At 65.5% G+C, this 21,890-nt stretch carries 22 protein-coding genes and 1 tRNA gene; 6 read left to right on the top strand and 17 right to left on the bottom strand.

Annotated elements, in window-relative coordinates:
- The 7 genes from E8M84_RS19030 to E8M84_RS19000 all read right to left on the bottom strand — a co-directional run.
- Positions 1-202: ATP-binding cassette domain-containing protein (locus tag E8M84_RS19030; RefSeq protein ID WP_137112752.1), on the bottom strand; the 202-nt coding region annotated here is incomplete at its 3' end.
- A 13-nt stretch (positions 203-215) separates the two neighbouring features.
- Positions 216-1,559 (bottom strand): phosphate ABC transporter permease PstA, encoded by a 1,344-nt coding sequence (pstA, locus tag E8M84_RS19025; protein WP_137112751.1) that lies wholly within the window; start codon positions 1,557-1,559, stop codon positions 216-218.
- Entirely contained in the window at positions 1,556-3,016 is a 1,461-nt protein-coding gene (gene pstC / locus E8M84_RS19020; protein WP_137112750.1) for a phosphate ABC transporter permease subunit PstC, read from the bottom strand. Before pstC ends, pstA begins: the two co-directional genes overlap by 4 nt.
- A gap of 90 nt (positions 3,017-3,106) precedes the next feature.
- Positions 3,107-4,144 carry a PstS family phosphate ABC transporter substrate-binding protein gene (locus tag E8M84_RS19015; RefSeq protein ID WP_137112749.1) on the bottom strand — a complete coding sequence of 346 codons (1,038 nt, stop codon included), beginning with the start codon at positions 4,142-4,144 and terminating at the stop codon, positions 3,107-3,109.
- Between the two features lie 124 nt (positions 4,145-4,268).
- The gene (locus E8M84_RS19010; protein ID WP_137112748.1) at positions 4,269-5,855 is read right to left on the bottom strand and encodes a GMC family oxidoreductase; all 1,587 of its coding nucleotides are present in this window, start codon (positions 5,853-5,855) and stop codon (positions 4,269-4,271) included.
- Entirely contained in the window at positions 5,852-7,246 is a 1,395-nt protein-coding gene (locus E8M84_RS19005) for an aldehyde dehydrogenase family protein (protein ID WP_137112747.1), read from the bottom strand. The genes E8M84_RS19010 and E8M84_RS19005 overlap by 4 nt, the downstream gene beginning before the upstream one ends.
- Positions 7,247-7,295: 49 nt before the next feature.
- A complete protein-coding gene (locus E8M84_RS19000; RefSeq protein WP_137112746.1) occupies positions 7,296-7,715 on the bottom strand; it encodes a Hint domain-containing protein in 420 nt (139 codons plus the stop codon).
- A 241-nt stretch (positions 7,716-7,956) separates the two neighbouring features.
- Between E8M84_RS19000 and E8M84_RS18995 the strand changes: the two genes are divergently transcribed.
- Both E8M84_RS18995 and tig read left to right on the top strand, forming a co-directional pair.
- A tRNA-Leu gene (locus tag E8M84_RS18995) sits at positions 7,957-8,041 on the top strand.
- Positions 8,042-8,187: 146 nt separating this feature from the next.
- Positions 8,188-9,522: a trigger factor gene (gene tig / locus E8M84_RS18990; RefSeq protein WP_137112745.1), complete on the top strand. Its 1,335-nt coding sequence runs from the start codon at positions 8,188-8,190 to the stop codon at positions 9,520-9,522.
- 27 nt (positions 9,523-9,549) lie between these two features.
- Here tig and E8M84_RS18985 read toward each other — a convergent pair whose 3' ends face one another.
- From E8M84_RS18985 to E8M84_RS18955, 7 genes are all read right to left on the bottom strand, one after another.
- Entirely contained in the window at positions 9,550-10,494 is a 945-nt protein-coding gene (locus E8M84_RS18985) for a DMT family transporter (RefSeq protein WP_137112744.1), read from the bottom strand.
- A 57-nt stretch (positions 10,495-10,551) separates the two neighbouring features.
- The gene (locus E8M84_RS18980) at positions 10,552-11,565 is read right to left on the bottom strand and encodes a GSU2403 family nucleotidyltransferase fold protein (RefSeq protein ID WP_137112743.1); all 1,014 of its coding nucleotides are present in this window, start codon (positions 11,563-11,565) and stop codon (positions 10,552-10,554) included.
- 139 nt (positions 11,566-11,704) lie between these two features.
- Positions 11,705-12,274 (bottom strand): 50S ribosomal protein L9, encoded by a 570-nt coding sequence (gene rplI / locus E8M84_RS18975; RefSeq protein WP_137112742.1) that lies wholly within the window; start codon positions 12,272-12,274, stop codon positions 11,705-11,707.
- A gap of 12 nt (positions 12,275-12,286) precedes the next feature.
- Positions 12,287-12,514, bottom strand: coding sequence for a 30S ribosomal protein S18 (gene rpsR / locus E8M84_RS18970; protein ID WP_103256213.1), 228 nt, complete (start codon positions 12,512-12,514; stop codon positions 12,287-12,289).
- Positions 12,515-12,533: 19 nt separating this feature from the next.
- On the bottom strand, positions 12,534-12,998 hold the full coding sequence (rpsF, locus tag E8M84_RS18965; RefSeq protein WP_137112741.1) for a 30S ribosomal protein S6: 465 nt from the start codon (positions 12,996-12,998) through the stop codon (positions 12,534-12,536).
- A gap of 153 nt (positions 12,999-13,151) precedes the next feature.
- Positions 13,152-13,571, bottom strand: a complete 420-nt coding sequence (locus E8M84_RS18960; protein ID WP_137112740.1) for a PACE efflux transporter — start codon at positions 13,569-13,571, stop codon at positions 13,152-13,154.
- Positions 13,568-14,155 (bottom strand): flavin reductase family protein, encoded by a 588-nt coding sequence (locus E8M84_RS18955; RefSeq protein WP_137112739.1) that lies wholly within the window; start codon positions 14,153-14,155, stop codon positions 13,568-13,570. Before E8M84_RS18955 ends, E8M84_RS18960 begins: the two co-directional genes overlap by 4 nt.
- Before the next feature lie 97 nt (positions 14,156-14,252).
- Here E8M84_RS18955 and E8M84_RS18950 point away from each other — a divergent pair, with 97 nt between their 5' ends.
- The 3 genes from E8M84_RS18950 to E8M84_RS18940 all read left to right on the top strand — a co-directional run bounded on the left by E8M84_RS18950 (position 14,253) and on the right by E8M84_RS18940 (position 17,085).
- Positions 14,253-14,738 (top strand): GNAT family N-acetyltransferase, encoded by a 486-nt coding sequence (locus E8M84_RS18950; RefSeq protein WP_137112830.1) that lies wholly within the window; start codon positions 14,253-14,255, stop codon positions 14,736-14,738.
- A gap of 40 nt (positions 14,739-14,778) precedes the next feature.
- Positions 14,779-15,525 (top strand): EcsC family protein, encoded by a 747-nt coding sequence (locus E8M84_RS18945; RefSeq protein ID WP_137112738.1) that lies wholly within the window; start codon positions 14,779-14,781, stop codon positions 15,523-15,525.
- Positions 15,526-15,612: 87 nt separating this feature from the next.
- Positions 15,613-17,085 carry an AMP-binding protein gene (locus tag E8M84_RS18940; RefSeq protein WP_137112737.1) on the top strand — a complete coding sequence of 491 codons (1,473 nt, stop codon included), beginning with the start codon at positions 15,613-15,615 and terminating at the stop codon, positions 17,083-17,085.
- Between the two features lie 492 nt (positions 17,086-17,577).
- Here the strand turns inward: E8M84_RS18940 and E8M84_RS18935 are convergent, their stop codons facing one another.
- On the bottom strand, positions 17,578-17,772 hold the full coding sequence (locus tag E8M84_RS18935; RefSeq protein ID WP_137112736.1) for a hypothetical protein: 195 nt from the start codon (positions 17,770-17,772) through the stop codon (positions 17,578-17,580).
- Between the two features lie 39 nt (positions 17,773-17,811).
- On the opposite strand from E8M84_RS18935, the gene E8M84_RS18930 reads away from it, so the two are divergent.
- Complete coding sequence (locus E8M84_RS18930; RefSeq protein WP_137112735.1) at positions 17,812-19,113, top strand: PqqD family peptide modification chaperone; 1,302 nt, start codon at positions 17,812-17,814, stop codon at positions 19,111-19,113.
- Between the two features lie 15 nt (positions 19,114-19,128).
- Here the strand turns inward: E8M84_RS18930 and ptsP are convergent, their stop codons facing one another.
- Both ptsP and E8M84_RS18920 read right to left on the bottom strand, forming a co-directional pair.
- Positions 19,129-21,372 carry a phosphoenolpyruvate--protein phosphotransferase gene (gene ptsP, locus E8M84_RS18925; RefSeq protein ID WP_137112734.1) on the bottom strand — a complete coding sequence of 748 codons (2,244 nt, stop codon included), beginning with the start codon at positions 21,370-21,372 and terminating at the stop codon, positions 19,129-19,131.
- Positions 21,373-21,398: 26 nt separating this feature from the next.
- Positions 21,399-21,869 carry an Rrf2 family transcriptional regulator gene (locus E8M84_RS18920; protein ID WP_137112733.1) on the bottom strand — a complete coding sequence of 157 codons (471 nt, stop codon included), beginning with the start codon at positions 21,867-21,869 and terminating at the stop codon, positions 21,399-21,401.
- Positions 21,870-21,890: the final 21 nt, after the last annotated feature.

Genomic DNA, 21,890 nt, shown 5'->3' with positions numbered 1-21,890 from the left:
CGTTCATCCGGTTCAGGCAGCGCAGGAAGGTCGACTTGCCGCAGCCCGAGGGCCCGATGAAGGCGGTCACGGCCCGGTCGAGGATATCGACCGACACGTCCTTCAGCGCGTGGTTCTGCTCGTAGTAGACCTGAACACCCGTCGCCGAGATCTTGGCGGCTGTCGTTCCGGCCTCAAGTCCGGTGCGGGTCATGTCGTTCATGGCATCCATTTCCTTACCAGCGGCGTTCGAACTTGCGGCGCAGCAGGATGGCCGCGACGTTCATGATGACGAGGAAGACCAGAAGCACGATGATCGCGCCGTTTGACCGTTCGATGAAGGCCGGGTCGGCGCGGCTGGCCCAGGAGTAGACCTGAACGGGCAGCGCGGTCGCCGGGTCGAGGAAGCCTTCGGGCGGTGCCGAGGGGTAGTTGTCGACAAAGGCCACCATGCCGATCAGGAGGAGCGGCGCGGTTTCGCCCAAGGCCGAGGCCAGCCCGAGGATCGTGCCGGTCAGGATACCGGGCATGGCGAGCGGCAGGACGTGGTGGAACACGGTCTGCATCTTCGACGCGCCGATCCCGAGGGCTGCGTCCCGGATCGACGGCGGCACGGCCCGGATCGAGGCGCGGGTTGCGATGATGATCGTGGGCAGCGTCATCAGGCTGATGACCAGCGCACCCACAACCGAAGACGATTGGGGAAGCCCGGCAAAGTTGATGAAGATCGCAAGGCCCAGGATCCCGAAGACGATCGACGGGACGGCGGCAAGGTTCGAGATGTTGACCTCGATCGCGTCGGTCCAGCGGTTCTTGGGGGCGAATTCCTCAAGGTAAATGCTGGCTGCGACACCCACGGGGACGCACATCACCAGAACCATCAGCATCATGTAGGCCGAGCCGATGAGGGCAACGCCCAATCCCGCGGCCTCGGGGCGCTGGTCGGAGGCGTCTGGGTTGGTGAAGAAGCCCCAGTTCCACGACGAGGTCAGCATTCCGGACTGGCGGAGCTGTTCGGCAAGGCGCAGCTGGTCGGGAGTGACGTTGCTGTCACGTTCGGCCGTCTCGAGCGTCACGCGGCCCTTGAGGTAGCCGTCGATCCGGCCCGCGGCCAGGATAGATGCATCAATGGTGGTGCCAACCAGTTCGGGATTGGCAAGCACACGGGCGCGCAGTTCGCCGGGAGCGTCCTTCGAGATCAGTTCGGCGATCTCCTTGTCCGACACGCCCTCTTGCGTGATGCCCCGGCGGTCGAGTTCCGAGGCGAATGCTGCCACCAGGACTTTCTGGTAGCCGACGGTCGTGACCTTGGCCATTTCGTCTCGGTTGCGGTTGCCTTGGGGGTCAAGGGTCGCGGCAGTCAGTTCCATCGGGAAGGTGAGGCGCGCCTGGTAGAAGGAGGACACGCCATCGCGCAGGATGGTGAAGAGCATGATCGCCAGCATCACCAACGAGATGGTGATCGCAACGATGCCGTAAAGCTTGAAGCGCGTCTCGGCGGCATTGCGGCGGCGCATCTGGTCGCTGGCCGTCAGGATCGACTGTTTCGGGGCCGGGAAGGCTGCGGTGAGGTCGGTCATTCGTACTGCTCCCGGTATTTCCGGACGATCCAGAGGGCGAAGATGTTGAGGCCGAGGGTGATGACGAAGAGCGTCATGCCGAGGGCGAAGGCGACGAGGGTTTCAGGCGCGGCGAAGTCGGTGTCGCCGGTCAGCTGGCCGACGATCTTGACGGTCATCGTGGTCATCGCCTCGAACGGGTTCAGCGACAGTTTCGCGGCGGCACCTGCGCCCATGACGACGATCATCGTCTCGCCGATGGCGCGGGAGGCGGCCATGAGGATCGCGCCGACGATACCGGGAAGGGCGGCAGGCAGGATGACCTGCTTCACGGTTTCCGACTTGGTGGCACCAAGGCCCAGGCTGCCGTCCCGCAGGGACTGCGGCACGGCGTTGATGATGTCGTCGGAAAGCGAGGAGATGAAGGGTATGTTCAGGATGCCGATCACAATCCCTGCGGTCATGACCGAAGAACCGGAGTTGCCAAGGCCCAGGGGTTCGGCAAACCAGTCGCGGAGTGCCGGGCCCACGGTGACCAGGGCGAAGATGCCGAAGACGACGGTCGGGATGCCCGCGATGATCTCGATCAGGGGCTTGACCCAGTTGCGCACCGACTTCGAGGCGTATTCGGCCAGGTAGATCGCGGCGTAGAGGCCGATGGGGACGGCGACCAGCATCGAGACAAGCGTGATGTAGAGCGTGCCCCAGATCAGCGGCAGGATGCCAAGCTCGGACCCGCCGCGGAAGTTCGGTGACCAGGTCAGGCTGAAGAAGAAGTCCTGGATCGGATACTTGCTGAAGAAGTCGAAGGTTTCGCTGACCATGGACCAGACGATGCCCACCGTGGTCAGGATCGCGATGGACGAGGCGACCATCAGAAGGCCGAGAATGACCTGTTCGACCCGGTTGCGGGCGCGGAAGTCCTTGTGGGCGCGGGTGACGCCCCAGAACAGGCCGAGGGCTGCCAGGATAATGACAACGGCAGTGCGGCCCGCTGCGCCCCAGCTGGCCAGCTCCCGGTAGTCCTGCGCGGCGGAAAGGACGGGGGCGGTGACGTTCGAGCCGAGGGCGACGCCGACCTTGGCCAGCCGGTCGCGGACATCGGTGAATTCGGTGCGGATCATCGCGGCTTCGTCGGCGGTCATCTCGCCTTGCTCGACAGCCGCGTCAAGGCCTCCGGCGACGCGGCGGACGTCGGCCATCGTCAATTCGCGCTGGGTCGCGTCGGCGACCAGACTGTCGGGAAGGGCGGCAGAGATGCGGCTTTCGATCACCATGGGCTGCAAGATCAGCCAAAGGACCAGCGCGCCAAGCGCCGGGATCAGGACCGAAAGCGCGCCGTACCAGCCGTAGTAGGCGGGAAGGGAATGCAGATCGCGGGGATTGCCGCCGGACGAGGCGAGAGCGCGTTGCCGCGACAGCAGGAAGGCGGCGATCGCAAGGACAAGGACGGTGGCAAGGATCATCAGGACGGACATGGGTCAACCTGCGAAGGCCAGAGGGACCGTGGCGACACTGCCGCCGGGAAGGAAAGGGCGGGGCCCGCGAAGGCCCCGCCCGGTTTCAGCTTATTCGAGCGGACCCATCGGGGTCTCGGAGGCAACGGCAGCCTGGGTGTCGGCCAGTTCCGGGTCGGACACCAGACCATAGGCGGCCAGCGGGCCATCGGGGCCAGCCATGTCATCGGATACGAAGAACTCGATGTATTCCTTCAGGCCGGGGATCACGCCGATGTGGGCCTTCTTGACGTAGAAGTACAGCGGACGCGACACCGGGTATTCGCCCGAGGCAACCGATTCTGCCGAGGGGACGACGCCGTTCATGGTGGCGACGCGCAGCTTGTCGGTGTTGTTCTGGTAGAACGACAGGCCGAACACGCCGATGGCCTGCTTGTCTGCATCCAGACGCGCCAGCGTTTCGGTGTAGTCGCCGTCGATGTCGACGTTGCGGCCGTCGGTGCGCAGCTTCATGCAGGCGGCTTCGGTCGCGTCTTCGTCCATGCCCGAGGCGGTGAAGGCCGCCATGGCGCCAGTGTCTTCACAGCCCTGGATGATGACCTTCTGGTCGAACACTTCACGGGTGCCGTGCTTGGTGCCGGGTGACAGGACCAGGATGTCCTGAGCGGGCAATGCCGGGTTGAACTCGGCCCACTGGGCGTGCGGGTTGGCGACCAGAGCGCCGTCCTTCAGCACGGTTTCGGCGACGGCGTTGTACATGTCGGCCGGGGTCAGGGCGAATTCGGCGCCGTTCACGTCCGAGGCGAAGACGATGCCGTCATAGCCGAAGCGGACTTCCATGATCTCGGTGACGCCGTTCTGGGCGCAGAGGTCGATATCCGACTGCGAGATGCGGCTGGACGAGTTGGCGATGTCGACGGTGGTTTCGCCCACGCCTTCGCACAGCTTCTTGCGGCCAGCGCCCGAGCCGCCGCCTTCCACGACCGGGGTCGGGAAGTCGAAGTTCTCGCCGAAGGCTTCGGCAACGATGGTGGCATAAGGCAGCACGGTCGAGGAACCGGTGACCTGGATCTGGTCACGGGCAGCGGCCGGCATCGCGGCAGCGCCGGCGAAGGCCAGGACCGAAGCGGTCAGGTGGATGGATTTCATGGGTGCACTCCTGCATAACGTGCGGCCATCGGTGGCAGCGTAGGGCTGGCTCTAGCCCTGCTGCGTGACGCTTAGATTGCAGGTTTGTAAAAGCTGTATGACAGTTCGCGACACTGACGCGGGGTCACGACCCTGGCGCCAGCATCATCCGGGCGATGTTTTCGGCGATCATCATCGTGGGGGCATTGGTGTTGCCTGCGATGATCTGCGGCATCAGCGAGGCGTCGACGACGCGAAGACCATCCACACCACGGACACGTCCGGCCGGGTCCGTCACCGATGCGGGATCGGTGCCCATCCGGCAGGTGCCGACCGGATGATAGATCGTCTCGGCCCGCGCCCGGATGTCAGCCTCCAGCTGGGCGTCGGTCGTAAGCTGTTGGCCGGGAAGGGTTTCCCGGGCAATGAAGCGTTGCATGGCAGGGGCCTGCGTGATCTTGCGGGCGATCTTCAACCCGTTCAGCAGGGTCGGCAGGTCATCGGGATGGCTGAGGTAGTTCGCCGCGATTCTGGGGGCGGCGACCGGGTCGGGCGCGGCCAAGGTGATCCGCCCCCGGCTTTTCGGCAGAAGGTCGCAGACATGCAGCGTCAGGCCATAGCCAAGAGACAGCCGTCGTCCGTGGTCATGCAGGTAGGCCGGGATGAAGTGGAACTGCAGGTTCGGCCGGTCCCTGGCAGGATCAGATGTTACAAAACCCCCGGCCTCGGCCACGTTCGAGGTGAACTCTCCCTGACCGCGGCGCAGGTAGGCCCATGTTGCCCGCAAGGCGCGCGGCAGGAAGCTTGGCGCGATGCCGATGGCGTCCCGGGTTTTCAGCGCGGCCTGGACGGTGATGTCCAGATGGTCGGCCAGGTTCGCGCCTATCTGAGGCGCGTCATGGATCACCGGGATGCCCATGTCCTGCAAGTTCGCGCCAGGGCCGATGCCGGACAGCATCAGGAGGTGCGGCGAGTTGATCGCGCCGCCGGACAGGATGACCTCGCCCCCCTCGCGCAGGCGGATCTCGCGGTTGGCGAGGGCCACGCCCACGGCGCGACGATTCTCGATCAGGACGCGGTGTACCTGTGCGCCGGTGACCAGGGTCAGGTTCGGCCGGGCAAGGGCGGGGACGAGGAAGGCCTGTGCCGCGCTGAACCGGCGACCCTCGCGCTGGGTGACCTGATAAAGCCCGACTCCCGTCTGATCGGCGCCATTGAAATCCGGGTTCACCGGGATCTGACATTCGGCCCCGGCCTGGACGAAAGCCCGGCTCAGGGGGTTCGGGGCGGTCAGGTTGCTGACGGTCAGCGGGCCGCCCAGTCCGTGGTGGTCGTCGGCCAGCGCGCGGTTGTCCTCATGGTCCTTGAATATCTCGCGCACGACGGGCCAGTCCCAGTCCGGTCCGGCTGCGGCGGCCCAGTCGCGGTAGTTTTGCGGATGGCCGCGCATGTAGATCATCGCGTTGATCGAGGACGATCCGCCAAGCACGCGCCCGCGCGGCCAGAACAGGCGGCGGTTCCCGAGTTCGGGTTCGGGGGCAGTTTCGTAGCCCCAGTTCAGCCAGCGCATATGCGCCAGTGCGGCCAGGCCGAAGGGCATGTGGATCATCGGGTTGCGGTCGGGTGGTCCGGCCTCGATCAGGCAGACCCGGGTGGCGGGATCGGTGGACAGGCGGTTTGCCAGGACGCATCCCGCCGACCCGGCGCCAATGATGATGTAGTGAAAGCTCATCCGAAGACCCGCTTGACCAGTCCAACGAGCCGCATCACGCGGGCGGTGTAGGGGGGAAAGAGAAGCGGCAGGAGGAGAAAGCGGTTCCGCAGGACGGCGCGTTCATGGCTGAAAGCGCGGAAGCCTGCCTCGCCATGTGCCGACCCGATGCCCGAGGTGTTAACCCCGCCGAAGGGCAGGTTCGGGTGGGTGAACTGCACCAGGGTCAGGTTCACGCCCACCCCGCCCGAGGTGGTGGCGCGGGTGATCTTCTCGATGCGGGCCGCGTCGCGGTCGAAGACGTACAGCGCCAGCGGCTTGTCGCCGTGGTTGATGGCGGCAAGCACGGCGTCAAGGTCGGTGTAGGTCAGGACCGGCAGGATCGGGCCGAAGATTTCCTCCTGACAAAGGCGCATGTCGGACGTGGTGCCCTCGACCAGCTGTGGCGGCAGGAACTGCCCGTCAGGGGTGCCACCGAGAAGCGGTCTGGCGCCCTTTTCGACCGCGTCCGAGATCAGGGCCGCAAGGCGCTGGGCATGGGCGGGGGAGACGATCCTGGCCAGATGCGGGCTGGCTTCGCCGTTGCCATAGGCCCGTGCGATCCGGGCGCGGAGGGCGGTCAGGAAGGGCTCGCGCACCGAGGCGTGGACATAGAGGTGGTCGGGCGCGATGCAAGTTTGACCTGCGTTCAGGAACTTGCCGAAGGTGATCCAGTCGGCGGCCTGCTTCAGGTTGGCAGCGGGGCCGACGATGACCGGGGATTTGCCGCCAAGTTCCAGCGTGACCGAGGCGAGGGTCTTGGCGGCGGCAGTCATGACAACGCAGCCCACGGCGGGTGAGCCGGTGAAGAAGATGTGGTCGAAGGGCAGGGCAAGAAGCTCCTCTGCCACAGTCTTGTCGCCCTCAATTACCGTGACAAGGTCCGGGGGGAAGGTCTCGGCCAAAAGGCGCGCGATCAGGGCGCTGGTGGCAGGCGTCATCTCGGACGGTTTGACGATTGCGGCATTTCCAGCGGCAAGACAGGACACAAGCGGGCCGATGGCCAACTGGAAGGGGAAGTTCCAGGGTGCGATGATCAGGCAGGTGCCGCGCGGCTGGCGCTCGACCCGACCAGAAGCGCCGAAGGTGGAAAGCGTCGGCCAGACCCGGCGCGGCCGCATCCAGCGGCGCAGGTGGCGGCGGGCATGGGCGATTTCCTGCAGGACGGGAAGGTAGTCGGACAGGATCGCCTCGGCCTCGGGCCGGCCGAGGTCAGTGGCCAGGGCGGCGATAAGCGCGGCCTCGTTCCGGCGGACGACATCGGCCAGGCGGTCGAGGGCGGCGCGCCGTTCGGCCAGACCAAAGGACAGGCGGCGCTGGGCGTTTCCGGCCCGCATCGTGGCGAAGACTGTGGCGATCCGTGAGGGGTCCATGACCCAGGACCTTAGCCGATCCGGGGCGCAAGCCTAGAGCGACGCAGCGTCAGGCCAGTTCCGGCAGGAAGGCGGGGCAGGCCAGTTCAAGGCCTTCGGCATAGATTACCTCGTCCTCGTCGAAGCGCAGGGTGAACAGCCGAGCGTTGCGGTGGGATTCGACGCAGATGAACTCACCATCGGCAAGGCGCGCCGCAGGGATCGCCGCGACCTCGACACCGTACAGCCCCTTGGCCCGCCAGTCGCGGATCAGGACGGGTTGCCCGGGCGACAGGAGAAGATCCTGATCGGGCCGGTCATGGCCCATGGTCGAGGCCCGGACCCGGACAAGATCGACCTGCTTGCGCGCGACGACGGAAACCGAGGTCAGGCGACGGGCGCCGGCACGGGTCACGATCCGGTCGCCAGGGGTCAGGAATTCGACGGGGATCAGGCCATCGAGGGTGCGCACCATGGTTCCGGCGAGCATGCCCTGGGCTTGCGGCACCCCGGCCCCACCTGCAGATCGAGAAAATGGTGCGTTGGCGTCCACGGATCCTGCCCTTCTCCTTCAGTCAGGACAGGTTTGGCAGCCGTTTGTGGTCCGCATTCGATGCCAGTTCGGTCATTTCTGGGCAGTTGTGGCCTGATCCCGCTGGGGTTGTGGCGGGATTTGGGCGGCGCTTTTGCCTCTCGCGCCCGGGGCGGGCCTTTGTTAGAAGGGCCCCCATGCGGGTGTGGCGAAACTGGCAGACGCACCAGATTTAGGTTCTGGCGCCGCAAGGCGTGGGGGTTCAAGTCCCTTCACCCGCACCATTCCGCCCAAGTCAGGATGGCGGATTCCCCCTTACATCGGATGGAAACCTTTGCTATCAGGCCCGCCAATGCGCGCGGGGTTTCGGCCCTGTGACGATAGGCTATTGCGCAATCGCGCCCGAAAGATCGAGGAAGGACGTCCCCCCATGCAGGTCACCGAGACCCTGAACGAAGGCCTCAAGCGCGGCTACACCATTACCGTCACGGCGGCGGAACTGGACGCGAAGGTCCAGGAAAAGCTGATCGAGGCGCAGCCCGAGGTCGAGATCAAGGGCTTCCGCAAGGGCAAGGTCCCGCTGGCGATCCTGAAAAAGCAGTTCGGCACCCGCATCCTGGGCGATGCGATGCAGGAAGCCATCGACGGCGCGATGAAGGATCACTTCGACAAGACCGGCGACCGTCCGGCGCTGCAGCCCGAAGTGAAGATGGTCGGCGGCGAGAACTGGAAAGAAGGCCAGGATGTCGTGGTCGAGATGACCTATGACGCGCTGCCCCCGATCCCGGACGTCGACGCGGGCAAGATCAAGCTGGAACGCCTGATCGTGAAGGCCGACGACAAGGCCATCGAGGAAGCGCTGGGCAACCTCGCGTCTTCGGCCCAGTCGTTCGACGACCGCAAGAAGGGCGCGAAGGCGAAGGACGGCGACCAGATCGTGATCGACTTCAAGGGCTCGGTCGACGGTGAACTGTTCGAGGGCGGCTCGGCCGAGGATTATCCGCTGGTGCTGGGCTCGAAGTCCTTCATCCCGGGGTTCGAGGACCAGCTGGTCGGCGCTAAGGTCGGTGACGAGGTTTCGGTGAACGTGTCGTTCCCGGAAAACTATGGCGCTGCCCATCTGGCCGGCAAGGCCGCAGTCTTCGCTTGCACTGTCAAGGCGGTTAAGGAACCGAAACCGGCGGAAATCGACGACGAGCTGGCCAAGAAGTTCGGTGCCGATGATCTGGCAGCCCTGAAGGCCCAGATCGCCGAGCGTCTGGAAGCCGAATACAAGGGCGCCGCCCGCGCAGTGCTGAAGCGGTCGCTCCTCGACCAGCTGGACGGCATGGTCAAGTTCGACCTGCCCGCTAACCTGGTCGAGGCGGAAGCCAACCAGATCGCCCACCAGCTCTGGCACGAAGAAAACCCGCATGAGCATGGCCACAATCACGGCCACATCGAGACCACGGACGAGCACAAGAAGCTGGCCGAACGCCGCGTGCGTCTGGGCCTTCTCCTCGCCGAAATCGGCCGCAAGGCCGAGGTCACCGTGACCGATGCCGAGATGACCCAGGCCGTTCTGGCCGCTGCCCGCCAGTATCCTGGGCAGGAGCGTCAGTTCTTCGAATTCGTTCAGAAGAACCAGCAGATGCAGCAGCAGCTGCGCGCGCCGGTCTTCGAGGACAAGGTTGTCGACCACCTCGTCGGCCTCGCCAAAGTGACCGAGAAGGAGATCTCGAAAGAGAAGCTCCAGAAGGCCGTCGAGGCGCTGGACGAGATGTAAGAGACCGGTCAGGTCCGACAGGGAAAATCAGGCCGCGCCTTCATGTGCGGCCTTTTCGCTTTGCGCTTCGGCCCGGATGACCAAGAGGCCCGCCCCGATCAGTAGCGCGATGCCGCCCCAGGCCAACGAGGTCGGAAGCTGCGCCCAGAACAGCCAGCCCCAGAGCACGCCCCAAATGATAAAGCTGTACTCAAAAGGTGCCACCGAGGACGAGGGCGCGACGCGGTAGGCGTAGGTCAGAAGCGACAGGCCGATGGATGCGATCAGCCCGCAGGCCATGAAAAGCAGCAGGTCCCGCACCGGCATCGCCTGCCAGCCGCGCGTGAGGAAAGCGAGCGAGGGGTGGGTGGCCCCGTCATAGGCTCCCGATCCGAAGACGGCGGCAAGGGCCAGCGCGCTGGCGAGAAAGGTGAGGTTCCCCCAGAAGGTCATCGCCCCCGCCGTCTCGGTTCGGCCAAGGACGCGGGTTGCAAGCTGGGTCAAGGCATAGCCGAAGGCACCGAGGACGGGGAGGAGTGCGGCGGGGTCAAAGACGCTGGCGCTTGGGTTGAAGATCATCAGCATTCCGGCGAACCCGGCCAGGAGGGCCAGAAGGTTCATCGCCCCGATCCGCTCCTTGAAGACCAGCGCGGCGGCTATGGTGATGAAAAGCGGTGCGGTGAAGAAGAGCGCCACCGTATCGGCCATCGGCATGGCGGCGAGGCCCAGGTAATAGGCGGTGTAAGCGGTGAAGTTCAGGAACCCGCGTGCGAACATCCAGCCCCAGTTCGGTGTGGTGATGGTCGTAAGCCGCCCATCCAGCACCCGTACGATGATGAGGAGAAGCGGAACCGCCGTGAGGCTGCGGATAATCATCGCCTGATACAGCGGATAATCGCCCGACAGCCGTTTCAGGATCACGTCCTGCAGCGAAAAGACTGCGATGCCCACGACAAGGGCAAGGATACCGCGCTGGGTGGCTGTCAGGTTCATGCCCGCCACGCTAGCTGTGGCAGGGCAGGCGGCTTGCCTGCCGCCGACACCGCCCCGTCAAAGCGCGGCAAGCTTTGTCGCTGTTTCGGGCATCCGCTTTAGTGTGGCCCCGATATGTGCGCGCCACTGGGGGCCGCGCTCCATTGCGTCCTGATACGCCTCGCGCAGTTCGTCGGGCCGGTCCTCGGCCAGGGCTTCGATCAAGAGGGCGGCTTGGGCGCGGTCCTTGCGGGATTTGATCTGGTCTGCCCCGGCCCGCCTCCGATCCGCGACGATCAGCTTGTGGACGGCAAAGCGTTCGGGGCGAGGGATCTGGACAAGTACCCCAGATCGGTAGAGGGCAGCCGCCTTGATGGGACCTGCGATCAGGAAGTTCAGGAAATGGAGCGACTGGGCTGCCACGCCAAGCGCAGGCAGGTCGCGGATGTCCTCCTCGGGACGGAACGAGGGGGTCAGAAACTCGACCATCAGGTCAGAGCGGGTCTGCCGCCATTTCCATATCGAACGGCTGCCCAAGGACGGGACGGGCGCGAAGTCGAGGGCTCGGAAGCCGTCGGCAAGTGGCTCTTCGACCTGATCACTCAAGGCAAGGGACAGCCGTTCGAATTGGGCAATGTCGATATCGCCGGTTTGGGCCAGTTCGTCGCCAGAGATGCGGATGCCGAGTTCGCCTTCGTAAAGCCGGAAGGCCTGGGTGCCTACGAGTGTCCCGCCAAGACGGAACACGCCCAGCCGTTCCATCGTCGCCAGAAGCGAGCCGATCGAGGCGTCCGTGCCGAGCATGCCGGCAGCACGCAGGGTGCGGACCAGTTCCGTCCGCCTCCGGCTGCGCGCTTGTCGATCCTGTGCGAGCGCCAGCGTTCGTCGCAGGCGGTCGGCCAGGTCGGGTGTGTCCTCGCCGATATAGGTCTTGCGGACGGTCGTGCCGACGCGGTGGACGTCATACCAGTAGGCACGGCCATTGCGCATTTCTCGGGTTGGAGTGCCCCTGACGTTCGACGCCTGTTCATCCTGCAGGCTGCGCAAGAGGTCGAGGTAGGCGGAGTTGGTGGTCAGGCTGTGGCGGAGCATTCCTTGTGCAACAATCGTTTGGTTTGTTGTACATGGAGCGATGTACAACAAAAGTCAAGATTGTTGTACAAGACCTCGCCCAAAGAAAAACCGCGCCCGGTTTCCCGGACGCGGTTCGCAAATCCCTGACAGGAAAAGCTTATTCTTCCGACGCGGCTGCTCCCATTTCGTCGAAGAGTTCAGCGATCTCGAACTCGGCCTGGGCTTCGGCTTCGGCTGCCAGTTCGGCGACCGATTTGCCCGACGCCTGGAGCTCGGCCTCTTCGGGCGAGCGGGCGACGTTCAGCTTGATCTTCACCGCGACTTCCGGGTGCAGACGGACGGAAACCGTGTGCAGGCCCAGATCCTTGATCGGACGGTCGAGGACGACCTGGGTGCGGCTGACCGTGAAGCCCGCCTCGGTGGCAGCGTCAGCCGCGTCACGCGGCGTGACCGAGCCGTAAAGCGCACCGGCGTCCGACGCCGACCGGATCACGATGAACGCCTGACCGTCGAGCTTGGCAGCAACGGCTTCGGCCTCTTTCTTCGTTTCCAGGTTGGTGGCTTCCAGCTGGGCTTTCTTCGCCTCGAACGACTTCACGTTCGCCTCGTTGGCGCGGAGAGCCTTGCCCTGCGGCAGCAGGAAGTTGCGGGCGTAACCGTCCTTGACGTTCACGACCTCGCCCATCTGGCCAAGCTTGGCCACACGTTCCAGAAGGATGACTTGCATGTGCGTCGCTCCTTATTTCACGGCATAGGGCAGCAGGGCCAGGAAGCGGGCGCGCTTGATGGCCTGGGCCAGTTCACGCTGCTTCTTCGCCGAGACTGCGGTGATGCGGGACGGGACGATCTTGCCGCGCTCGGAGATGTAGCGCTGCAGCAGACGGGTGTCCTTGTAGTCGATCGCCGGAGCGTTGTCGCCCGAGAAGGGGCAAACCTTACGGCGGCGGAAAAACGGCTTGTTCGCCATGGTCTATTCCTTTCTCAGATCAACGACGCGGAGCGCCGAACGACGGACGGTCGCCACGATCACCGCCACGGTCGGGGCGGTCGCCGAACGACGGGCGTTCACGGCGTTCACCGCCGAACCCACCCCGGTCACCGCGATCCCCGCGGTCGCCGTCACGCTCTTCGCGCTTCTGCATCTGGACCGACACGCCTTCGGCATGTTTGTCGACCTTGATGGTCAGCACGCGCATCACGTCGTCATGCAGGCGCATCAGGCGTTCCATTTCCTGAACGGCAGCGGCGGGCGCGTCCGACTTCAGGAAGGCGTAGTGGCCCTTGCGGTTCTTGTTGATCTTGTAGGCCATCGTCTTGACGCCCCAGTACTCGTTCTCAACGACTTTGCCGCCGTTGTCCGCGAGGACGGTCGAGAAGTGTTCGATAAGGCCTTCGGCTTGCGCGTTGGACAGGTCCTGACGCGCGATGAAGACATGCTCATACAGAGGCATGCAGACTTCCTTCGTTTCAGGGCGGCTTCATAGGACGGGCAAGAGCCTTTCCGCAGCCCGTCCACGAGAGGCATCGCCGGTTCATGGATAAGCGGAAAGGATGCGGCCTTATACAGATTGCCGCCTTGGGCGCAAGGCCAAAGGGAGCAGGGCCTACCGCGCCGAGGCAGGCAGGCCGAAGACGCGGTCGAAGCCCCAGGTGAAAAGGTAGGTATAGAGGATGAACAGGGCGATCAGCCCGGCCTCGTAGACCAGCGCCTGCCAAAGCGTCACCCCCAGCCACCAGGCCATGACCGGAAGGAGGAGGAGCACCAGACCGCCCTCGAACAGGATCGCATGGGTCGTGCGGCGGGCCAGCGACCGCCCCTTTACCGGTTGCCGTGCCTCCCAGGCCTCGAAGCCGGTGTTGAAGACGAAGCTCCAGCACAGCGCTATCGTCGCGGTCACGACCGACAGCGCGAAGGAGGATGCCGGGCTCGCCTCGGACAGAAGCCAGAGGTAGGTCGAGACGACCAGCGTTCCCAGGGCCTCGAACGAGACGGCATAGACGATCTTGCGGCGGGTGGGCGTCATCCCTTGGCGGGGTCCTTTGGGCGGCGCAGTTCCCGGATTTCGCGGACAAAGGTGTAGTCGTGATAGCCCAGCCGCGCGGCTGGGGCGTAGCGGGTCGGGTCCAGGCGGCCATCCACCAGGCAGTCGTCGCGGATGTGGATGCCCACGACCTCGCCGATCAGGACCTTTTCCGGGCCAAGGAGGTCCACCAGCTTGACCACCCTGCATTCCAGTGTCGCAGGGGCATCGGCCACGCGCGGGCAGTCGATGGCAACACATTCCGCCTTGGCCACACCCGCTGCCGTGAACTCATCCGTCCCACGCGGGAACCGGGCCGAGGTCGCGTTCATCGCTTCCAGCGCCGCTTCGGCGACGATGTTCACCGCGAAGACGCCTGACTCCATCGCATTGACCATGCTGTCGCGATAGTCGCCCGCGAACATCACCTGTGGTGGCGTATAACCCACGGCGTTGAAGAAAGAATAGGGCGCCAGGTTGTCGCCCGTGCTGGCGCGGGTCGAAATCCAGCCGATGGGCCGGGGCGAGACGATGGCCGAGAACGGGCTGTGCGGCAGCCCATGGCCTTCGGCGGGTCGGTAGAACATCGGCAAGTCCTGTTTCACAAATTGATCGTGACCCTGCGCCATGTTACGGGCCGGTGCCAGTGGATTCGGCAAGGGCTTCGAGTGGGATCAACGGCGCGTGTACAAGCTTGAGGAAGAGACGGAAGACGACTGGTGGGAGGTGGAAGCCCTCTATGATCTCTGTTTCGCCCCTGGCCGTACCGCGTTGTCCTCATACCGCCTACGCGATGGTGTCCCGACCGTGGCCCCGCTTTGCCTGACGCTCCGCGACGAGGACGGCGCGCTGGCGGCGGTGATCCGTTACTGGCCCGCGCTGATCGGCGAACAGGACGTGCTTCTGCTTGGCCCTGTGGCCGTCCACCCGACCCACCAGGGCGAAGGGCTTGGGGCGCTTCTGATCAACGAAAGCCTGGCCGAAGCGCGGCGTCTGGGCTGGGAGCGGGTGATGCTGGTGGGGGATGCACCCTATTACGGCCGCTTCGGGTTTCGGAAGCTGGACGGGGTCGAGATGCCGCCGCCGACGAACCCGGACCGCATCCTGGGGCTGGAGCTGAAGGCGGGGGCCTGGAACGGGGTGACCGGCACCGTGACCAAAGCGACCTGAGCCCCATTGCAGCCGGATCAGGGGCACCCATATCAAGACCATGGACCAGACCCTTCCTGCCGCAATCGATCTGTCTTCTCAGGTTGCCGACCTTGCCCGCCGCTACAAGCGCGCGAACGGGCCGGTGATCCGGCTGGTGAACCGCCTTGGAACGACGCTGGAAAACCAGCTTTCCGTCTTGCCCGAGGCGGTCCGCGCCCAGATCGAACGGGTGACAGCGCAGGCGCTGGAAGCCTCCTATGGGATCGCGGCCCGCACCCCGGACCTTGGCGCGCGCGGCCCGCTGGCCGCCGTCATCGCAACCGGAGCCGCGGGCGGGGTTGGTGGCCTGCCGACGGCTGTTGCGGAACTTCCGGTCACGGTGACGCTGTTTCTGAATGCGATCCGCGCGGCGGCCCGCGATGCCGGATTTGATCCGGATGAGGATTGGGTGCGGGCCGAGTGCCTGCAGGTCTTTGCGGCGGGCAGTCCGCTCAAGGACGATGACGGGGTGAACACCTCGTTCATCGGCACGCGTCTGGCCTTGACCGGATCGACGGTGCAGAACCTGATCGCCGCTATCGCGCCCCGTCTGGCCACGGTCCTTGGCCAGAAGGTCGCCGCCCAGGCCGTCCCGATCCTTGGCGCGGTGTCGGGTGCCGCGATGAACGCGGCCTTCCTGTCCTACTACCGCGAGATCGCCCGCGTCCGCTTCGCGCTTCTGGACCTGGCCAGGACCCACGGAACCGACGCGGTCGAAGCCGAGTTCCGCATCGCGGTGACGCCTCCGAAGGTGATCAAGGCCTGATCCCGGGCCGCAAAAAGTTTCGGCGAAAATTCTTGGGTTGTGCCGCCGCCACGGCTAAACCCCGGACGAGGCGGCGGAGGCAGGGTCATGAGCGCAGATGTCATCACATCGCTGAAGCAGATGGCGGCGACGCCGGGCCGGACCTGGATCGTCGGAGGTGCCAGCTATGGCGACCTGTTGGCCGAGACGGGGCGGCTGGCGAACGCGCTGGTGTCGCTGGGTCTGCGGCCGGGCGACCGCCTGCTGGTGCAGGTCGAGAAGTGCGAGGCGGTCCTGTCGCTGTATCTTGCCTGCCTGCGGGCCGGGGTGATCTTTCTGCCGGTGAACCCTGGCTATACGGTGTCCGAGACCGCGCACTTCTTGACTGATGCCGAACCTGCGCTGGCTGTCACCGATCCCGCCAGGGCAGAGGGTCTGGCGGCCCTTGGGGCACGGGTCATGGCGCTGCCCGATCTGCTGGCGCAGGCAAAAGAGCAGTCAAGCGATTTCACCGATCCCATGCACAGGCCGGACGATGTGGCGGCGATCCTCTACACCTCGGGCACGACGGGGCGGTCAAAGGGAGTGATGCTGACGCGGGAGAACCTGGCTTCGAACGCCGAGGCGCTGGTGGGGTTATGGCGGTTTTCCGAAACCGACGTCCTCCTGCACGCGCTGCCGGTCTTCCACACCCACGGCCTTTTCGTCGCGACGAACTGCGTGCTGTATTCCGGCGCCTCGATGATCTTCCACCCCGCCTTCCAGCCTGCTGCCGTCCTGGCTGCGTTGCCCAAGGCTACGGTGATGATGGGGGTGCCGACCTTCTACACCCGGCTATTGGCGGAACCGGGGCTGACCCGCGACGCGACCGCGCATGTCCGGCTGTTCATCTCGGGCTCTGCCCCGCTGTCGCCCGCCACCCATGCCGAGTGGAGCGAGCGGACGGGGCATGCGATCCTGGAGCGCTACGGGATGACCGAGACGAACATGATCACCTCGAACCCCCATGACGGCGCGCGGCGGGCGGGGACGGTGGGGATGCCGCTGCCGGGGGTCGAGGTGCGGATCACCGGGCCGGACGGCGGGGAGTTGCCGCAGGGCGAGGCGGGGGCGATCGAGGTCCGGGGGCCGAACGTCTTCAAGGGCTACTGGCGGCTGCCGGAGAAGACGGCGGAGGAGTTCCGCGAGGGCTGGTTCATTACCGGCGACATGGGGGCCTTTGATGCCGAGGGCTACCTGTCGATTCTGGGCCGGGCCAAGGATCTGGTCATCACCGGCGGGCTGAATGTCTACCCGGCCGAAGTCGAGGCGGCGCTGGATGAACTTCCCGGCGTCGCGGCCAGCGCGGTGATCGGGGTGCCGCACCCGGATTTTGGCGAGGCGGTGGTGGCCTGTCTGGTGGCAACCAAGGGGACGGTTCTGGACGAAGGGCTTGTCCGGGATGCGCTGCGGGACCGGCTGGCGGCGTTCAAGATTCCGAAGCGGGTGCTGGTGCTGGAGGACTTGCCCCGGAACGCGATGGGGAAGGTTCAGAAGGCTGAACTGCGGCGGGTTCATGCGGGCCTTTTTGCGGCCGGGTGAAGCTTGTGTCCACGGTGGACAAAACGGCATAATGAAATGAAAACAAATGGTTGGCTGCGGGCGTTAGGGGAATCTCAAGTCCTTGATCCTTCCGCCTTTTCGGCGTGGGCCGCCGGTCGGATTGGGTGAAATGACCCCGACCGGGCAAGATCAGCCGTCCGTTGCAGGGGAAGCCGCTGCAAGGCCGTGCCGCATGACCCTTGCGGCCTGCGCCATCTGCGATGGTGCCCTGTCGGTGCCATTCATCCGGGCAGCAGCGCGCGGAAAGGCGCGTATACCTTAGGTTTAATTCGCCGGAATAAACCGCTGGCAAGTAGCCAAGGCCGTTTTCCTGCCGCAAGCCTTGGTCATCCCAGCCGTCGTAAATCTGACATGCCTGGGACTTCGGTCTGTAAGAATCAAGTAGGAGAACTCGATGACCCAAGACGCAGATGAACGCAGCTTTTCGCGCCGCAAGGCCCTGACCCGCATCGCCGCCCTTGCGCTCGGCGCCTATGCCGCCCCGGCCGTCACCACCTTGAGCATGGCGCAAGCCAGCAGCGGTTCGAGCGGCACCAGTTCCCCGAGCCCGACCAGCACCCCGAGCCCTGCCAGCGCCCCGAGCCCGACCAGCGCTCCCAGCAAGACCACGACGCCCAGCAAGACCACGACGCCCAGCAAGACCACGACCCCCAGCCAGTCGACCACGCCCAGCACCTGCTCGGGTCCAGATGACGACGATGCCGGATGCTCGAACCCGGCGCCCTGACGACCAAGACCTTGGCCCTTGGCGCGACGACCCTGCGCCAGGGGTATCGGGTGCAGATGCCGATGCAACGGGACATCGTGTTTGAAGGGATGGCAGCGCCCTTGCGGCTGGAAGGTGCCGCGCCGGTCCACGCGCTGCTGCCAAAGGTGATGACTGGCTGGCGCTTTCACGAACGGGCGGAAGATAGCGCAGTGCAGCCGTTCTTTTCGATCCACGACACCGAGGACAAGGCGCGCTTTCGCTGCGAATGGCATGTCGAAGAGCGCCCGGTGCAACACTACGATCCGGTCAATGCGATCTGCGATGCCGTGTCGGCCATGTCTTTTGCGCTTCCGGCCGAGGATCCACGGCTGATCTGCCTGCATGCGGCGGCGGTCGAGATGGCGGGGCGCCTGGTCGTCTTTCCAAACATCCGGCGGGCCGGAAAAAGCACGCTGTCGGCAGCGCTGGCCATGGCCGGGCATCGGGTCTTCAGCGACGATGTGCTCCCCCTGCTTTTCACCGAAGACAGCCATGCCGTCGGCCTTGCGATGGGGATCGCGCCCCGCTTGCGTCTGCCGCTGCCAGACAGCGCGCCGCCCGATTTCCGGGACTGGGTCGCTGCGGCAAGCGGGCCGCAGAACCGACAATACCTCTACCTGACCCTGCCGAACCTGCCGCTGCACGGCGACACCTGTCCGGTTGGAGCCTTCGTCATCCTGGACCGGCAGGACGATGCGACCGAAGCCCGGCTGGAGCGGGTGCCGCCGGATGTCGCCATGGATGCGCTGTTGCACCAGAACTTCACCCGCGACCGACATTCCGGTGACATCCTGCAGGCGATGGCCGCGACCCTGGCGGAAAGGCCGGTGTTCCGCCTGACCTATTCCGGGCTGGCAGATGCGGTCACCTGCCTTGGCGCAGCGTTCCGCGACTGGAGGGACGAGTTTCCAGAGGCGGCAGGTGCCGAACGGCAGTTCCAGCTTGCCCGGTTCGACGAACCCGAGGCCGGGGGTCTGCGGGACGGATCACCAATCCAGCAGAAGGCGGGGACGACTGCCGAAACGATTGGGGAAACCCTCTATCTCGCCGACACGCATGGGCTGGCCATTCACCGGATGGATGCGCTGGCGACGGTGATCTGGACATTGCTGGAGGACCCGGTCACGCCGCAGGAAATCCTCGATGTGCTGGCCGAGGCCTTTCCGACGGAAGATCCAGAGCGGATCGCGGGCGATGTGCAGGGTCTTCTGGACATGCTGCGCGACGCCGGACTTATCGAGGCAGCGGTCGGGGACTGACCCCTGCCACGGCCATCAGGTGTCGACGGTGGTCAGCCAATCCATCAGCGCGGGTCTTGCACTTTCGGCGCCGTCCGCGCGGGCGCGCTCGATCACCTTGCGCGCCTGTGCCAGATCGACCTTGCGGAGCAGCGCCTTCACCGGACCGACCGAGGCCGGGCGCATCGACAGGGTGCGAAAGCCGATGGCGGCCAGTGCCAGCGCCTCGATCGGGCGACCCGCGTCCTCGCCACAGAACGAGAGCATGGTGCCGGTTTCCGCGCAGCGGGCGACGATGTGTTCCAGGAAGTTCAGGAAGGTCAGGTTCAGCGTGTCGTAGCGGCGGCGGACCAGTTCATTTTCGCGGTCGGCGGCAAAGAAGAACTGCTTCAGGTCGTTGCCGCCGACGCTGATGAAATCGGTCAGTTCGAAGAAGGCCTTGGGTGCATAGGCGAGCGATGGCGTCTCCATCATCGCGCCGATCTCGATCCGTTCGGGGACCGGGTGGCCAAGGGATTTTTCGCGGTGAAGCTCCCGCAGGGTGTGGCTGCGGGCGGCCTGGAATTCGCTGAGCTCGGTGATGAGGGGGAACATGATCGTCAGGGGCCGGCCGTTCGCGGCACGGATCAGCGCCTGCAGCTGCATCCGCAAGACTCCCGGCTTGTCGAGGCCGACCCGGATCGCGCGCCAGCCCATGGCGGGGTTCGGCTCTTCCGGCGGTTTCATGTAAGGAAGGACCTTGTCGGACCCGATGTCGAGGGTGCGGAAGGCCACGCGGCGGCCTTTGGCGGCATCCATGACCCGGGTGTAGAGGCGGGCGAGTTCGGCGCGCTGCGGCATCTTGGAGCGGACGAGGAACTGCAGCTCGGTGCGGAAGAGGCCGACGCCTTCGGCGCCCGAGCCTTCGAGCGATGGAAGGTCAGCCATCAGGCCCGCGTTCATGTGGAGCGCGATCGTGGTGCCGCAGAGCGTGGTCGCGGGCAGGTTGCGGAGCGAGGCATAGCGCTTCTGAGCCTCGGCCTGCATGGCGATCTTGTCGCGGAAGGCGCGGGCGACGGCTTCCTCGGGGCGCAGGTGGACGATGCCCTGGTCGCCGTCGACCAGGATGTGGTCGCCGTTCAAGGCCTCGGCCACGACACGGCTTGCGTTTATGACCAGCGGGATGGCAAGGGCGCGGGCGACGATGGCGGCGTGGGAGCCGACGGAGCCTTCCTCCAGCACCACGCCCTTCAGCTTGCGGCCATAGTCCAGAAGTTCAGCGGGTCCGATGTTGCGGGCCACGAGGACCGGGTTGTCGGGCATCTCGGCGCCCGTGTCCTTGCCCTGGCCGGTGAGGATGCGGAGGAGGCGGTTCGAGAGGTCGTCGAGGTCCTGCAGCCGTTCGCGGAGGTATTGGTCGGGGACCTGTTCCATCCGGGCGCGGGCGGCGGACTGTTCCTTTTCCACCGCAGCTTCGGCCGACAGGCCGCGCATGATGTCTTCTTCCATCCGGCGGAGCCAGCCGCGGGAATGGGCGAACATGCGGTAGGCCTCAAGCACCTGCTTCTGGTCCTTGTCCAGCTGTTCGGCGGCGAGGAGGTCGTCGATGGAGACGCGGAGTTCCCCAACGGCGGCCTTGATGCGCTCGATCTCGGTCAGGGGGTCGTCGGCGACCGGGTTCGTGACGACGACGCGGGGCTCGTGCAGCCAGACCCGGCCCTCGGCCGCGCCTTCCTGGCCCGAGGTGGCGCGGAACATCACCGGCTGCTTGTGCAAGGCCCGCATCGCGCCGTCGCCCGAGGTGAAGGCGCCAAGCTCGGTCATCTCGGCCAGCACCATGGCGACGACGTCGAGGGCGTAGATCTCGTCTTCGGAGAACTGGCGGGCGGTCTTCGACTGGACGACGAGGACGCCCAGTTTCTCGCCAACCCGCTGGATCGGGACGCCGAGGAAGGAGGAGAAGAGTTCTTCCCCCGTCTCGGGCATGTAGCGGAAGCCCTTTTCGGACGGCGCGTCGGCGGTGTTGACGGGCTGGCCTGTGCGCGCGACGCGTCCCACAAGCCCTTCGCCCAGCTTCATCCGTGTCTGGTGGACGGCTTCCGGTTTCAGCCCTTCGGTGGCGCACAGTTCCAGCGTCTCGGGGTCGCGGAAGAGGTAGATCGAGCAGACCTCGGTTCCCATGCTGTCGGCGATCAGATGGGTGATGCGGTCCAGCCGGTCCTGGCCCCCGCCCGAAACCGACAGCACATCGCGCAGGCGGCGCAGAAGCTTGCGGCTGTCGCTTTCACTGCGTTCGGGCATCGGGCTCCCCAGGGTTGTTTTTGCCCTTAGAGCACAGGCGGGGCCGCAGGGGAACTGTGCTCATGCGTCGCCGACAGCCCTTCGGCAAAGCTGCCCGAAAGATCGGCAAGACTGACTTGCGACAGGCGGGAGAGGAGCGCCGTTTCGGCCAGGGAGACAGCGTCGTCCCAGGTGCGGTGCAGCGCGCGTTCGATAGCGCAGGTCGGCGGATTGTCCGGTCCCGCGCCGGGGGCAGGGTCGAGATGTTCCCCCAAAGCTCGATAGACATCGGCAATGCTGACCTTGGCCGGGTCGGCCGCAAGTCGCCAGCCCCCGGCATGGCCCCGGGTCGAGGCGACGATGCCCGCCGCGCGCAGAAGGCCGAGCGTCCGGCGCACGACAACCGGATGGGTGGTGTGAAAGGCGGCGAGGGTTTCTGACTGCAACACCTCGCCCGGCCGTGCGCCCATGTGGCCCAGGATGTGCAGGGCGAGGGATAGCCTGCTGTCACGTTTCATGTAACTATCATAGTTATGTTT

Source organism: Rhodobacter sp. SY28-1 (assembly GCF_005222785.1).
Taxonomy (GTDB): Bacteria; Pseudomonadota; Alphaproteobacteria; order Rhodobacterales; family Rhodobacteraceae; genus Tabrizicola.
The sequence above is the reverse complement of the archived record's forward strand: the minus strand, read 5'-3'. Positions and strand labels throughout refer to the sequence as shown.

Bases quoted from the DNA above. Each gene is read 5' to 3' on its own strand.
- rpsR (WP_103256213.1), bottom strand. From the start codon at position 12,514: ATGGCGAACAAGCCGTTTTTCCGCCGCCGTAAGGTTTGCCCCTTCTCG.
- E8M84_RS19005 (WP_137112747.1), bottom strand. From the start codon at position 7,246: ATGGACCCCTCACGGATCGCCACAGTCTTCGCCACGATGCGGGCCGGA.
- E8M84_RS18920 (WP_137112733.1), bottom strand. From the start codon at position 21,869: ATGAAACGTGACAGCAGGCTATCCCTCGCCCTGCACATCCTGGGCCAC.
- rplI (WP_137112742.1), bottom strand. From the start codon at position 12,274: ATGCAAGTCATCCTTCTGGAACGTGTGGCCAAGCTTGGCCAGATGGGC.
- E8M84_RS18960 (WP_137112740.1), bottom strand. From the start codon at position 13,571: ATGACGCCCACCCGCCGCAAGATCGTCTATGCCGTCTCGTTCGAGGCC.
- pstC (WP_137112750.1), bottom strand. From the start codon at position 3,016: ATGTCCGTCCTGATGATCCTTGCCACCGTCCTTGTCCTTGCGATCGCC.
- E8M84_RS18930 (WP_137112735.1), top strand. From the start codon at position 17,812: ATGCTCGAACCCGGCGCCCTGACGACCAAGACCTTGGCCCTTGGCGCG.
- ptsP (WP_137112734.1), bottom strand. From the start codon at position 21,372: ATGCCCGAACGCAGTGAAAGCGACAGCCGCAAGCTTCTGCGCCGCCTG.
- rpsF (WP_137112741.1), bottom strand. From the start codon at position 12,998: ATGCCTCTGTATGAGCATGTCTTCATCGCGCGTCAGGACCTGTCCAAC.
- tig (WP_137112745.1), top strand. From the start codon at position 8,188: ATGCAGGTCACCGAGACCCTGAACGAAGGCCTCAAGCGCGGCTACACC.
- E8M84_RS18940 (WP_137112737.1), top strand. From the start codon at position 15,613: ATGAGCGCAGATGTCATCACATCGCTGAAGCAGATGGCGGCGACGCCG.
- E8M84_RS18985 (WP_137112744.1), bottom strand. From the start codon at position 10,494: ATGAACCTGACAGCCACCCAGCGCGGTATCCTTGCCCTTGTCGTGGGC.
- E8M84_RS19000 (WP_137112746.1), bottom strand. From the start codon at position 7,715: ATGCTCGCCGGAACCATGGTGCGCACCCTCGATGGCCTGATCCCCGTC.
- E8M84_RS18955 (WP_137112739.1), bottom strand. From the start codon at position 14,155: ATGTTCTACCGACCCGCCGAAGGCCATGGGCTGCCGCACAGCCCGTTC.
- E8M84_RS18980 (WP_137112743.1), bottom strand. From the start codon at position 11,565: ATGCTCCGCCACAGCCTGACCACCAACTCCGCCTACCTCGACCTCTTG.
- E8M84_RS19015 (WP_137112749.1), bottom strand. From the start codon at position 4,144: ATGAAATCCATCCACCTGACCGCTTCGGTCCTGGCCTTCGCCGGCGCT.
- E8M84_RS19010 (WP_137112748.1), bottom strand. From the start codon at position 5,855: ATGAGCTTTCACTACATCATCATTGGCGCCGGGTCGGCGGGATGCGTC.
- pstA (WP_137112751.1), bottom strand. From the start codon at position 1,559: ATGACCGACCTCACCGCAGCCTTCCCGGCCCCGAAACAGTCGATCCTG.
- E8M84_RS18945 (WP_137112738.1), top strand. From the start codon at position 14,779: ATGGACCAGACCCTTCCTGCCGCAATCGATCTGTCTTCTCAGGTTGCC.